The organism is Micromonospora tarapacensis (assembly GCF_019697375.1).
Taxonomy (GTDB): domain Bacteria; phylum Actinomycetota; class Actinomycetes; order Mycobacteriales; family Micromonosporaceae; genus Micromonospora; species Micromonospora tarapacensis.
The window spans coordinates 3,348,704-3,360,832 of the sequence record NZ_JAHCDI010000004.1 but is presented as its reverse complement, the minus strand read 5'-3'; the positions used below and the strand labels follow the sequence as shown (position 1 = coordinate 3,360,832).

The 12,129-nt window shown below is 73.6% G+C and carries 9 protein-coding genes and 1 pseudogene; 5 read left to right on the top strand and 5 right to left on the bottom strand.

The features are described 5' to 3' along the window. Positions 1-88: 88 nt before the first annotated feature. Positions 89-1,309 carry an acyl-CoA dehydrogenase family protein gene (locus KIF24_RS21055; RefSeq protein WP_221085501.1) on the bottom strand — a complete coding sequence of 407 codons (1,221 nt, stop codon included), beginning with the start codon at positions 1,307-1,309 and terminating at the stop codon, positions 89-91. Beyond that, positions 1,309-2,382, bottom strand: coding sequence for a phosphotransferase family protein (locus tag KIF24_RS21050; RefSeq protein WP_221085500.1), 1,074 nt, complete (start codon positions 2,380-2,382; stop codon positions 1,309-1,311). The genes KIF24_RS21055 and KIF24_RS21050 overlap by 1 nt, the downstream gene beginning before the upstream one ends. A gap of 148 nt (positions 2,383-2,530) precedes the next feature. Between KIF24_RS21050 and KIF24_RS21045 the strand changes: the two genes are divergently transcribed. The 3 genes from KIF24_RS21045 (at position 2,531) to KIF24_RS21035 (ending at position 7,353) form a co-directional block, all read left to right on the top strand. After that, the gene (locus KIF24_RS21045; RefSeq protein WP_221087472.1) at positions 2,531-3,235 is read left to right on the top strand and encodes an ACT domain-containing protein; all 705 of its coding nucleotides are present in this window, start codon (positions 2,531-2,533) and stop codon (positions 3,233-3,235) included. Between the two features lie 105 nt (positions 3,236-3,340). Further along, entirely contained in the window at positions 3,341-4,408 is a 1,068-nt protein-coding gene (locus tag KIF24_RS21040; protein ID WP_221085499.1) for a GNAT family N-acetyltransferase, read from the top strand. 278 nt (positions 4,409-4,686) lie between these two features. Beyond that, entirely contained in the window at positions 4,687-7,353 is a 2,667-nt protein-coding gene (locus KIF24_RS21035; RefSeq protein ID WP_221085498.1) for a glycoside hydrolase family 9 protein, read from the top strand. A 314-nt stretch (positions 7,354-7,667) separates the two neighbouring features. On the opposite strand, the gene bsaP is transcribed toward KIF24_RS21035, so the two are convergent. Together bsaP and bioB are read right to left on the bottom strand one after the other, a co-directional pair. Then, entirely contained in the window at positions 7,668-7,868 is a 201-nt protein-coding gene (gene bsaP / locus KIF24_RS33300) for a biotin synthase auxiliary protein BsaP (RefSeq protein ID WP_331461231.1), read from the bottom strand. Further along, complete coding sequence (gene bioB, locus KIF24_RS21030; RefSeq protein ID WP_221085497.1) at positions 7,865-8,860, bottom strand: biotin synthase BioB; 996 nt, start codon at positions 8,858-8,860, stop codon at positions 7,865-7,867. The genes bsaP and bioB overlap by 4 nt, the downstream gene beginning before the upstream one ends. Before the next feature lie 178 nt (positions 8,861-9,038). Between bioB and KIF24_RS21025 the strand changes: the two are divergent. Together KIF24_RS21025 and bioD are read left to right on the top strand one after the other, a co-directional pair. After that, positions 9,039-10,174, top strand: a pseudogene (locus KIF24_RS21025) (8-amino-7-oxononanoate synthase). Beyond that, positions 10,162-10,899, top strand: coding sequence for a dethiobiotin synthase (gene bioD / locus KIF24_RS21020; RefSeq protein WP_221085496.1), 738 nt, complete (start codon positions 10,162-10,164; stop codon positions 10,897-10,899). Before KIF24_RS21025 ends, bioD begins: the two are co-directional and overlap by 13 nt. Before the next feature lie 27 nt (positions 10,900-10,926). Here bioD and KIF24_RS21015 read toward each other — a convergent pair whose 3' ends face one another. Next, a complete protein-coding gene (locus KIF24_RS21015; RefSeq protein ID WP_221085495.1) occupies positions 10,927-12,120 on the bottom strand; it encodes a cytochrome P450 in 1,194 nt (397 codons plus the stop codon). Between the last annotated feature and the right edge of the window lie 9 nt (positions 12,121-12,129).

The following is a 12,129-nucleotide window of genomic DNA, read 5'->3' as shown; positions in this document are numbered from 1 at the left end:
GCCGGTCGACGAATACCGAATGTGACATCCGGGCGTGCGCCACGGCCGACGCGCCACCTTGGGGCAGGGCCAGCGGTGCGGCGGGTGGTCAGGGGGAGCTGGCCCAGCGGCGCAGCTCGCGCTTGGCGAGGCTGGCCCGGTGCACCTCGTCGGGACCGTCGGCGAGGCGGAGCGTGCGAGCCTGCGCCCAGAGTGCGGCCAGCGGGGTGTCCTGGCTGACCCCGGCAGCACCGTGGGTCTGGATCGCCCTGTCGATCACCCACTCGGCCATCGCCGGTGTGGCGATCTTGATGGCCTGGATCTCGGTGTGTGCGCCCTTGTTGCCGACGGTGTCCATCAGCCAGGCCGTCTTGAGCACCAGCAGTCGGGTCTGTTCGATGCGGACCCGGGACTCGGCGATCCACTCGCGTACCACGCCCTGCTCGGCGAGCGGGCGGCCGAAGGCGACCCGCTCGGCGGCCCGCCGGCAGAGCAGTTCCAGGGCTCGCTCGGCCATCCCGACCAGGCGCATGCAGTGGTGGATCCGGCCGGGGCCGAGCCGCGCCTGGGCGATGGCGAAACCGCTGCCCTCGGCGCCGACCAGATTCTCCGCCGGCACCTGTACGCCATGGAAGTCGACCTCGGCGTGCCCGCCGTGCGGGGCGTCGCCGTAGCCGAAGACCGTCATCCCCCGGCGGACCGTGACCCCCGGGGTGTCCCGCGGAACCAGGATCATGCTCTGCTGCTTGTGCCGGTCGGCGTCCGGGTCGGTCTTGCCCATCACGATGAGGAGTTCGCAGGCCGGGTCCATCGCCCCGGAGGACCACCACTTGCGGCCGTCGATCACGTAGTGGCCGCCGTCGCGACGGATCGACGTGGCGATGTTCGTCGCGTCCGAGGAGGCGACCTCCGGTTCGGTCATGCAGAACGCGGAGCGGATCTCCCCGGCTAGCAGTGGCGCCAGCCACCGCTGTTGCTGGGCGGGGGAGCCGAACTCGGCGAGCAGCTCCATGTTGCCGGTGTCCGGCGCCGCGCAGTTGAGCGCCTCCGGGGCGAGGTGCGGGCTGCGCCCGGTCAACTCGGCCAGCGGAGCGTACTGGAGGTTGGTGAGCCCGGCACCGTGGCGCGGGTCGGGCAGGAAGAGGTTCCACAGGCCGCGCCGGCGCGCCTCGGCCTTCAGCTCGGTCATGACCGGCGGGCGGGCCCACGGGTCACCGGCGGCGGCCACCTGGGCGGCGTGCACCGCCTCGGCCGGGTAGACGTGCTGCTCCAGGAACTCCGCGAGTTCCCCGCGCAACTGCTCGGTCCGGGCGTCGTACGCGAAGTCCATCACGCCTCCCTTGCCGCGGTCAGACCGTGGTCGACAAGTGGGGCCACCATGTCGCCGATGGTGCCGAACCCCGCGCCGAGGGTCTGCCCGAGGGTGTGCCGGTAGTGGATGCCCTCGCAGATCACGGCGAGTTTGAAGCAGCCCAGCGCCACGTGCCAGTGCAACGGTCCGACGTCGACGTCGCTGCGGGCCGCGTACCTCTCGATCAACTCGGCCCCGCCGGGGAAGCCGGCGCGCGGGCCGAGTCCGTCGGCGACCGGGTTGCCGTCGGCGCCGTCGCGGTCGCCGAGCACCTCCCAGTACGTCAGCAGCAGCCCGAGGTCGGCCAGCGGGTCGCCGAGGGTGGCCATCTCCCAGTCGAGCACCGCCGTCACCGCCACCGGGTCGACCGTGGCGAGCAGGTTGTCCAGCCGGTAGTCGCCGTGTACCACGCGGCCCGCGTTCGCCCCCTCGGGCGCGGTGGCGGCGAGTCGGTCGCGCAGCTCGTCGATGCCGGGCAGCGGTCGGCTCCGGGAGCGGTCCAGCTGGGCGGCCCAGCGGCGGACCTGCCGGGCGAGGTAGCCCTCCGGTCGGCCGAAATCCGCCAGACCGACCGCCGCCGGCTCGACCGCGTGCAGTGCCGCGAGGGTGTCCATCATCGCCATGACCAGCCCGTACCGCTGCTCGGCGGTGAGCTGGTCGGTCCGGGCGCGGTCGCGGAGCACCTCACCGGTGACCCGCTCCATCAGGTAGAACGGGGCACCGAGCACGTCGGCGTCCGGGCACAGCAGCACGGCCCGGGGCACCGGCACGGCGGTCGGCGCCAAGGCCGAGATCACCCGGAACTCGCGGGTCATGTCGTGCGCGGTGGCCAGCACGTGCCCGAGCGGCGGGCGGCGCAGCACCAGCTCCTGCCCGCCGGCCCGGACCAGGTAGGTCAGGTTCGACCGGCCGCCGGCGATCAGCTCGGCCCGCAGCGGCCCGGCGGCCAGATCGGGCCGGTGCCGGGCCAGGTGGCCGCGGAGCCGATCAAGATCCAGACCGGCGGGGGAGCCGGTGGCGGAAGCGGTCGTGCCCTCGGCCGGATCGGTCATCCGCACAGTTCATGGCAGCTCGGGCGGGTTGTCAAGGTCAGGTTTGACCCTCGGGACATGCCGCCGCAACAGGGACGAAATGGTCAACTGTCAGGCTGTGACCAGCCTGCCGGCCACCGCGTCGGCCCGCCGAGCGGAGGGGTTTGAGATGTTGTTGCGCGTTCGAGTCACCCTGCCGGACCGTCCAGGCACGCTCGGCCAGGTGGCGCGGACACTCGGGGTGTCGGGCGCGGACATCGTCCAGGTGGTCGTGCTGGAACGCCTCGGCGGGCGGGCGGTCGACGACTTCACCGTGGTGTGGCCGGGTGCCGCCCGGGTGGAACGCCTGCTGGCCGGCCTGGCGGCGATCCCCGGGGTGCGGGTGGACGGGGTGTGGCGGGCGATCGGCGCGCCCACCACCACCGGCCAGGACGCCGAACTGCTGGCGCAGGTCGCCGCCAACCCGGCCGACGGGCTGGCCACCCTGGTCGACGCGGTGCCCGGCCTGCTCGCCGCCGACTGGGCGGTGGCGGCGATGGTGCCGGTCGACTGGGCGTCACGCACCGGCGGTGGCGGCGGGGCGACGGTGGGGCACGCCAGTTGGCGTACGCCCGTACCGCCGCAGCTGCCGGAGGTGACACCGCTGCGGGCCCGGTCGATGACCATGCCCGACGGCGGCCACTTCGCGGTCGCCCCGTTCGGTCGGGCCGGGCTGGTCATGGTGGTCTCCCGCGAGCACGGCGAGACCCTCTCCCCGGCCTCGTTCCACTCCACCGAGGTCGACCGGCTGGCCCAACTGGTCCGGGCCAGCGCGGTCATTCTCGGCGACCGGCTGGATCTGGTCGGCACCCCGTCGATCAGCACCAACCCGTGACCCGCCGGCTGTGACGCAGACCGCAGGGCCGGTCGCGGCCGGACACGGTTGGGCAACCGGCTGGCAACAGCCGCAGGCGAGGGTGGCACGGGAAGGGAGGCAACGATGACGCTGTGGCGGATCCGGGCCACCGTGGACGACCGGCCGGGCTACCTGTCGGTCCTCACGGCGAGCCTCGCGTTGCGCGGAGTCAACATCCTCACCGTGCAGGTGCACACCACCGAGCACGGTGCCGTCGACGACTTCCTCGTCGATGCGCCGGACACGATCGACGAGCCGGATCTCATCGCCGCCGTCGAGCGGGGGCGGGGGCGGGAGTGCTGGGTGGCGCGCAGCGAAGCGCGTGGCCTGGCCGACCAGCCGACCCGGGTGCTCGGGCTGGCGACCCGACTGGTCCACGACCCGGACGCGACCGGGGAGGTGTTGCGTGCCCTGCTCGGTGCCGACGAGGTGACCTGGCGACCCGCGCCGGCCGCGGCCCGACCGGGGATCGACGGCGCGACGATGCTGCTGGCCGACCCGAACGGCGGTTCGTACGCTCTGCACCGTGTCGCGCCGAGCTTCACGCCGGCCGAGTACGCACGGGCACAGGCGCTGCTGGAGCTGGGCGCCACCGCGGCCCGGCGCGCGGGCGAGCAGGTCACCGTGGTCCTGCCGGACGGCGCCGAGCTGACCGTACGCCCCGCCGTCGCGGACGACCTGACGGCGGTGGTCGAACTGCACCAGGCCTGCTCGGCGCGCAGCCGCCAGCGTCGCTACCTGGGCGGCGCTGCCCAGCCCTCCCCGGCCCGGCTGCGTCGGCTGCTGGAGCCGGCCCGTGGGCTCACCCTGGTCGCCGCGACGACCGGCTCCGGCGGGGCGGCGGAGTCGGTCGTCGCGATGGCGAACCTGCTCGCCGAGGGCGACGAGGCCGAGCTGGCGCTGCTGGTACGCGACGACTGGCAGCGGCGCGGGCTCGGCTCGACCCTGCTGCGGCGGCTGACTCGGCAGGCCGAGTCGGCCGGCTACGCGGCGATGGTGCTGCACGTCCAGGCGGACAACGCGCCGATGCTGCGTACGCTGCGGCGACTGTCCCGACCGATCGCGGTCGAGCGGGACGACTCCCTGTTGACCATGACCATGACCGTGCCGCTGATCGCCGAGGTGCCGGCGCCCGCGGAGAGCCCCGGCTGAGGCCGGGGTGACAGACGACCGCCCTCCGGTGCGGAGGGCGGTGAGATGGGCGGGGCTCCCGGTGCGGGGGCCCCGCCCATCGCCATTCCGAGGCAGCGCACTGGCGTCATCCGGACTCTTCACAAAACGGTGACCCGCCCGATACATTGCTGAGTATCCATGGGAGCGCTCCCGGTCCTGCTGGAGCTGCTCCCATCACCGCCAGCCCCGAACCGTCACCGCCCGCACCGCCCGCACCGCCACCGCCAGCACCGCCACGCATCGACAGGAGCAGTCGCATGCATCACCCCCGACGGCCGCGTCCAGCCCACGGTAGCCAGCGCCGACCTCGGCCGCGCCCCGACCAGCCACGGCCGCCACACCGGCCCGACCAGCCCTGGCCGCGCCGGGTGTTGGCTGCCGCGACGGCGCTGGCTGCCGGACTGGCGCTCGCGATCGGCGTACCCGGTGCCGGTGCCGCCGCCGCACCGACCGACGGAGCCGCACCGACTGCCGCAGCCGCCGCGCCCGCCTTCAACTACGCGGAGGCGTTGCAGAAGTCGCTGCTGTTCTACGAGGCCCAGCAGTCCGGGACACTGCCGGACTGGAACCGCGTCTCGTGGCGCGACGACTCCGCCCTGAGCGACGGCAACGGCGTCGGGGTGGACCTCACCGGCGGCTGGTACGACGCCGGTGACCACGTCAAGTTCGGCTTCCCGATGGCGTTCAGCACCACCATGCTCGCCTGGGGTGCGGTGGAGTACCGGTCCGGCTACGCCGCCTCCGGGCAGCTGACCCACCTGCTGAACAATCTGCGCTTCGTCAACGACTACTTCGTCAAGGCGCACCCGTCACCGAACGTCCTCTACGGCCAGGTGGGCAAGGGCGACGACGACCACAAGTGGTGGGGGCCGGCCGAGGTGATGCCGATGGCGCGGCCCGCGTACAAGATCGACGCCAGCTGTGGCGGCGCGGACCTGGCGGGGGAGACGGCGGCGGCGATGGCCGCGTCCTCGATGGTCTTCCGGCCCACCGACGCCGCCTACGCCGACACGTTGCTCACCCACGCGCGGCAGCTCTACACGTTCGCCGACACGGTGCGCAGGAGCTATCACGAGTGCATCACCGATGCGACCAGCTTCTACCGCTCGTGGAGCGGCTACCAGGACGAGCTTGTCTGGGGCGCGATCTGGTTGTACCGGGCCACCGGCGACGCCGCGTACCTGGCCAAGGCGGAGAGCGAGTACGACCGGCTCGGCACCGAGCCGCAGACCAGCACCCGCTCCTACAAGTGGACCGTCGCCTGGGACAACAAGCAGTTCGGGGCGTACGTGCTGCTGGCCAACCTGACCGGCGAGCAGAAGTACGTCGACGACGCCAACCGCTGGCTCGACTTCTGGACCGTCGGGGTGGGCGGCGAGCGGGTCCGGTACTCGCCCGGCGGGATGGCGGTGCTCGACTCCTGGGGTGCGCTGCGTTACGCCGCCAACACCGCGTTCGCCGCGCTGGTCTACAGCGACAAGACCACCGACGCGACCCGCAAGGCGCGCTACCACGACTTCGCCGTCCGGCAGATCAACTACGCGCTCGGCGACAACCCGCGCAACTCCAGTTACGTGATCGGCTTCGGCGCCAACTCGCCCAAGAACCCGCACCACCGCACCGCACACGGCTCCTGGTGGGACAGCATGACCGTGCCCACCGAGACCCGGCACACCCTCTACGGCGCGCTGGTCGGCGGCCCGTCGTCGCCGAACGACGCGTACACCGACAGCCGGTCGGACTACGTGATGAACGAGGTGGCCACCGACTACAACGCCGGCTTCACCTCCGCGCTGGCCCGGCTGACCCAGGAGTACGGCGGCACCCCGCTGGCGAACTTCCCGGTCCCCGAGCAGCCCGACATCGACGAGTTGACCGTGGAGACCACGGTGATGCAGAACGAGCCGCGGGCCACCGGGATCAAGGCCATCGTCTACAACAAGTCGGCCTTCCCGGCGCGGGCGCTGACCGACGCCAAGTTCCGGTACTACTTCCGGGCCAGCGGCACCACGGCGGCGCAGGTGACCCCCGGCTACACCCAGGGCTGCCCGTCCCCGAGCACCGCTCACCCGGCCGGCGGCGACCTCTGGTACGTCGAGGTCGACTGCACCGGGCACACCATCGCCCCCGCCGGCCAGTCGCAGCACCGGATGGAGGTGCAGTTCAAGGTCGGTGTGCCCGAGGGCGGCACGTGGGATCCGAGCGACGACCCGTCGTACCAGGCCACCGCCGGGCCGAACCGCAACGTGCCGCTCTACGTCGGTGGCACCCGGGTGTGGGGTGCCGAGCCCGCGTCCGGCCCGGCGGACACCGTCGCGCCGAGCACGCCGGGTGCGCCGACGGTCTCGGCGATCACCACGACCGGTGCCACGCTGAGCTGGGCCCCGTCGACCGACAACGTGGGCGTGACCGGGTACCGGGTCTACCGGGGGCCGGCTTCGGGTGACGTGTTGGTCGCCACGGTCACCGGGACCACGTACGCGGCGACCGACCTGCAACCCCAGAGCACGTACTCCTTCTACGTGGTCGCGACCGACGCGGCCGGCAACGCCTCGTCGCCCTCGGAACGGGTGACGGTGACCACCTCGGCGCCGCTGCCGACCTCGCCCTGCCGGGTCTCCTACGGCACCACCGACTGGAGCACCGGCTTCACCGCGAACATCACCATCACCAACACCGGCACCACCGCGATCAACGGCTGGACGCTGGCGTTCAGCTTCCCGAACGCCGGACAGCGGGTCGGCCAGGGCTGGTCGGCCAGCTACGCCCAGACCGGGTCGGCGGTGACCGCCACCAACCTGTCGTACAACGGCAACCTCGCGCCGGGCGCGTCGGCCGGCATCGGCTTCAACGGTACGCACACCGGCAGCAACCCGAGGCCCACCACGTTCACGCTCAACGGCTCCACCTGCACCATCGGCTGACCCGACGACCGGTTCACCCGGTCAAACTGTGGCTATGGTGCCGCCCGGCAGGCTGACCACGGAGAGCGATGTCTCACCCTCCGTGACATGGGCGGCACCCGCCCCTGAACCACCCCGCACGCTTTGCTCTGCTTCAATCCACGCAACAGCGCTTGAACAGGAACTCCGTGCCGGCCTGCGGCCGAGCAGGCGACGATTGCCGACACGTTCTGTGAGTGTTGCGTCGGTTGAAGCAGAGCAAAGGGAGCGGAGTGTGGTGGTGTCGGGGGCGGGCGTCAGGTCGTAGGGTCACCGCCCTGCCGCGCAGCCGCCGCTCAACTCCGAAGCTCGCCGTGCTCGACGCAGCTCGCCGACCAGCCGACCGGCAGTACCTGCACCTTCATCCGACGCCGGCACCGGGCGCAGTATCGGGGTGGCTCCAGGGCCCGGGCCGCCGCACACTCCTCGTGTGCGCCGGACGCCGCTGCTTCCCCGCACCGGTCGCACCAGGTCTGACCTGCCACGGCCGGCCTCACAGGGTCGCCGAGAGCGCCTTGACCGGCATCTTCAGCTCGTTCAGCAGGTCGAGGTCGTCGGTCGCCGGGCGACCCAGCGTGGTGAGGTAGTTGCCGACGATCACGGCATTGATGCCACCGAGCAGGCCGTCCCGGGTGCCGAGGTCACCCAGGGTCAGCTCCCGGCCGCCCGCGTACCGCAGGATGGTGCGCGGCATGGCCAGCCGGAACGCGGCGATGGCCCGCAGCGCGTCCTTGCCCTCGACCACCGGCTGGTCGCCGAGCGGGGTGCCGGGGCGGGGGTTGAGGAAGTTCAGCGGCACCTCGTGCGGGTCCAGTTCGGCCAGCTGCGCGGCGAACTCCGCCCGCTGCCGCAGCGTCTCGCCGAGGCCGAGGATGCCGCCGCAGCAGACCTCCATGCCGGATTCCCGGACCATCCGCAGGGTCTCCCAGCGCTCCTCCCACGAGTGCGTGGTGACCACGTTCGGGAAGTGTGACCGGCAGGTCTCCAGGTTGTGGTTGTAGCGGTGTACGCCCATCGCCACCAGCTCGTCGACCTGCTGCTGGGTGAGCATGCCCAGCGAGGCGGCCACCTGGATGTCGACCTCCGCCCTGATCGCGGCGACGCCCTCGCGTAGCTGCTTCATCAGCCGGTCGTCCGGACCGCGCACCGCCGCCACGATGCAGAACTCGGTGGCCCCGGTCGCGGCGGTCTGCTTGGCCGCCTCGACCAGCGAGGGGATGTCCAGCCAGACCGACCGCACCGGCGAGGTGAACAGGCCGGACTGTGAGCAGAAGTGGCAGTCCTCCGGGCAGCCGCCGGTCTTCAGCGAGACGATGCCCTCGACCTCGACCTCCGGGCCACACCAGCGCATCCGCACCTCGTGGGCGAGTTGGAGGGCGGCGGGAAGATGCTCGTCGGGCAGGTTCAGCACGGCGAGGACACCGGCCTCGTCGAGACCGACGCCGTTGTGCAGCACCTGGTCCCGGGCCTGGTCGAGGATCTCTGGCATGGCACGTACCCTACAAGGCCACTTTCCGGGCGGGAAACGAGCGCGGGCGGCGGGCCCGGACCCGGGTCGGGGTGGCGCGGCGAGCCGCACCGCGCCACGCCGGGGAGGCCGGGCGGGTGGTAACTTCGCCCGGCGGAAGCGCCTGACGGGCGGGAACCGGCGGGGAAGGGACGTGGCGGTGGCGGACTGGCTGGCGGCGCTCGACCGCCGCGCCGAGCTGCGGGCGAAGGCGGGACTGACCCGCCGGCTGCATCCGCGCGCCGCCGCCGACCAGGTGGTCGACCTGGCCGGCAACGACTACCTCGGCCTGGCCAGGCATCCCGAGGTGGTCGCCGCCGCGGCCGGGGCGTTGTCCGCGTACGGGCTGGGGGCCACCGGATCGCGGCTGGTCCGTGGCTCCACCGACGCCCACCACGCGTTGGAGGACGCGCTCGCCGGGTGGCTCGGCACCGACCGGGCGCTGGTGTTCTCCTCCGGGTACCTGGCCAACGTCGGTGCGGTCCGGGCCTTGGTGCGCCCCCGCACGCTGCTGGTCTCCGACGCGCACAACCACGCCTCGCTGATCGACGGCTGCCGCATCTCCGGCGCGGAGACCGTGGTTACCCCGCACGCCGACGTCGACGCGGTCGCGGCGGCGCTGGCCGCCGCGCCGGGCCGCCCGGCGGTCGTGGTCACCGAGTCGATCTTCTCCGTCGACGGTGACCTGGCGCCGCTGGTGCGGCTGCACACGATCGCCCGCCGGCACGGCGCGCTGCTGCTGGTCGACGACGCCCACGCGCTCGGGGTAACCGGCCCGGCCGGGGCCGGCGCGGTGGCCGCCGCCGGGCTGGCCGGCGAGCCGGACGTGGTGGTCACCGCCACCCTGTCCAAGGCGCTCGGCGGCGCGGGTGGAGTGGTGGCGGGTCCGGCCGAGTTCGTCCGGCACCTGGTGGAGACCGGGCGGACGTTCATCTACGACACGGCCCTGCCGCCCGCGGTGGCCGCCGGGGTGCACGCCGCCGTGGAACTGGCCCGCCGCGGTGACGACCTGCGGGCCGACCTGACCGAGCGGGCGGCCGTCGCGGTGCGCCGGCTGCGCGCCGCCGGCCTCGACGTCCCCGCCCCCGACGCCGCCGTCGTCTCGGTCACCGCCCCGGTCCCGAGGCGGCGACCGCCTGGGCCGCCGCCTGCCGGGACCGGGCGGTGGCGGTGGGCTGCTTCCGCCCGCCCTCCACCCCGGACAGCCGGTCCCGGCTGAGGCTGACCATCAGTGCCGGGGTGCCGAGGGCCGAGTTCGAACGGGCCCTGGAGGTCATCGTGGAATGTGCCCCATGACGGATCAGTGGCGGGGACCGGTGCTGGTCACCGGGACCGACACCGAGGTCGGCAAGACCGTGGTGACCGCGGCGATAGCCGCCGCCGCGCAGGCGGCGGGGTTGCGGGTCGCGGTGGTCAAACCGGGCCAGACGGGTACGGCCACCGGCGCGCCCGGCGACGTCGAGACGGTCATCCGGCTGGCCGCCCCGATGACCGGGCGTACGCTGTCCAGCTTTCCCGACCCGCTCGCCCCGCTGGCCGCCGCCCGGGTCGCCGAACTACCGCCGTTGGAGCTGTACACCGCCGTCGACGCCGTCCGCGAGGAGGCCGACAAGCACGACCTGGTGCTGGTCGAGGGGGCCGGCGGGCTGCTCGTACCGATGGGGCTGCGGCCGTCGGGTGAGGCGTGGACGGTGGCCGACCTGGCCGTGTCGCTGGGCGCGCCCGCGGTGGTGGTGGCGCGTGCCGGGCTCGGCACCCTCAACCACACCGCGCTCACCCTGGAGGCCCTGGACCGGCGGGCCGTGCCGGCCGGCGTGGTGATCGGCGCCTGGCCGGCCGAACCCGAGCTGGTGCACTGGGCCAATCTCAGCGACCTGCTGCCGAACCTGCTCGGCGTGCTGCCGGACGGTGCCGGTGCGATGGACCCGGGGGTGTTCCGGCGGTCCGCGCCGGGCTGGCTGACCCCGGCGCTGTACGGCGTGCTGGACGACTGGCGCTCCTGGGCCGACGAGATCAGCTGACCTTCCGGGCCGGCTGGGCGGGCGATGTCAGCGGCGGACGACGAAGGCGTCGGGCATCCGGAAGGTGAGGTTGTCCGGGCAACGTGGCGGGCGCACCACGTGCACCCCGGCCAGCAGCGGAGCGGTCTCCGCCACCACCGTGGCCGCCTCCATCCGGGCGAGTTGGTCGCCGACGCAGCGGTGCGCGCCAGCCCCGAAGGCGAGGTGCCGGCGCGAGCCGGGCTGCCCCGGCCGGAACTCGTCCGGCGATTCCACCACCGCCGGATCCCGGCCGGCTCGGGCCAGCCACAGCACCACACTGGTGCCCGCCGCCACCGGCGTCCCGCCCAGCGTGGTGTCGACGGCGGCGACCCGCCGCCAGGTGACGACGGGTGGCTCCAGCCGCAGCCCCTCCTCGACCACGTCGCCGACGGAGACCGACCCGTCGCGCAGCCCGGCGAGCACCGCCGGCTCGCCGACCAGCCGGTGCATCAGCAGGGTGAGGAACTGCGACGTGGTCTCCTGCCCGGCGACCAGCAGGAAGAACAGCGCGCCGACCACCACGTCCGGCGGGTGCCCGGCGGCCCGCAGCGACCCGGCCAGCCCGCCGCCGCCGGCCGCGAACTCCCGCAGCACCCGGTGGAACCGGCCCACCTCGGTGGCGAGGGTCTGCTGCCGGTCGGTGTCCAGGGGAGCCCAGAACAGCTCCAGCGCCGCGTGGGCGAAGTCCTTGACCGCCGCCACGGGAGCGTCGGGCAGTTCGACCAGCCGGGCCAGGACCAGCAGCGGCAGGTCGGCGGCGAGGTGGGCGTGCAGGTCCACCGGGTCGCCCGCGTCCAGCGTGGCGGTCAGCCCGGCGACCCGTTGCCGGACCAGCCCGGCCAGCCAGTCCCGCTGGGCGGCCACCCGCGTCGGGTGCAGGGCCTCGGCGACCAGCGCCCGGATCCCGGGGTGGCCGGCGCCGCCGTTGTTGGCCAGCGTCGGCGGCAGCCGGAACCGGTGGGCGGCGAGCACCCGCAGCGCGGCCACCGGCATCGGGGTGACCGCGTCCAGGGCGTTGTCCGGCCGGAACGTCGCCGGGTCGGTGAGCACCCGCCGCACCAGCGCGTGCCGGGTCACCAGCAGGTGCTCGACGCCCACGTGGTCGGCGACGCGGGCCACGCCGGGCCACCGGAGCACGCCGCTGCCGGCCCCGGCGCCCTCGGTTGCCTGCGGGGCCTGCTCCCAGCTGCGGAACAGCACGGCGTCACG

Coding starts and splice junctions, on each gene's coding strand:
- bioB (WP_221085497.1), bottom strand. CDS start 8,860: ATGCCAGAGATCCTCGACCAGGCCCGGGACCAGGTGCTGCACAACGGC.
- KIF24_RS21045 (WP_221087472.1), top strand. CDS start 2,531: ATGTTGTTGCGCGTTCGAGTCACCCTGCCGGACCGTCCAGGCACGCTC.
- KIF24_RS21050 (WP_221085500.1), bottom strand. CDS start 2,382: ATGACCGATCCGGCCGAGGGCACGACCGCTTCCGCCACCGGCTCCCCC.
- KIF24_RS21055 (WP_221085501.1), bottom strand. CDS start 1,309: ATGGACTTCGCGTACGACGCCCGGACCGAGCAGTTGCGCGGGGAACTC.
- KIF24_RS21035 (WP_221085498.1), top strand. CDS start 4,687: ATGCATCACCCCCGACGGCCGCGTCCAGCCCACGGTAGCCAGCGCCGA.
- KIF24_RS21040 (WP_221085499.1), top strand. CDS start 3,341: ATGACGCTGTGGCGGATCCGGGCCACCGTGGACGACCGGCCGGGCTAC.
- bioD (WP_221085496.1), top strand. CDS start 10,162: ATGTGCCCCATGACGGATCAGTGGCGGGGACCGGTGCTGGTCACCGGG.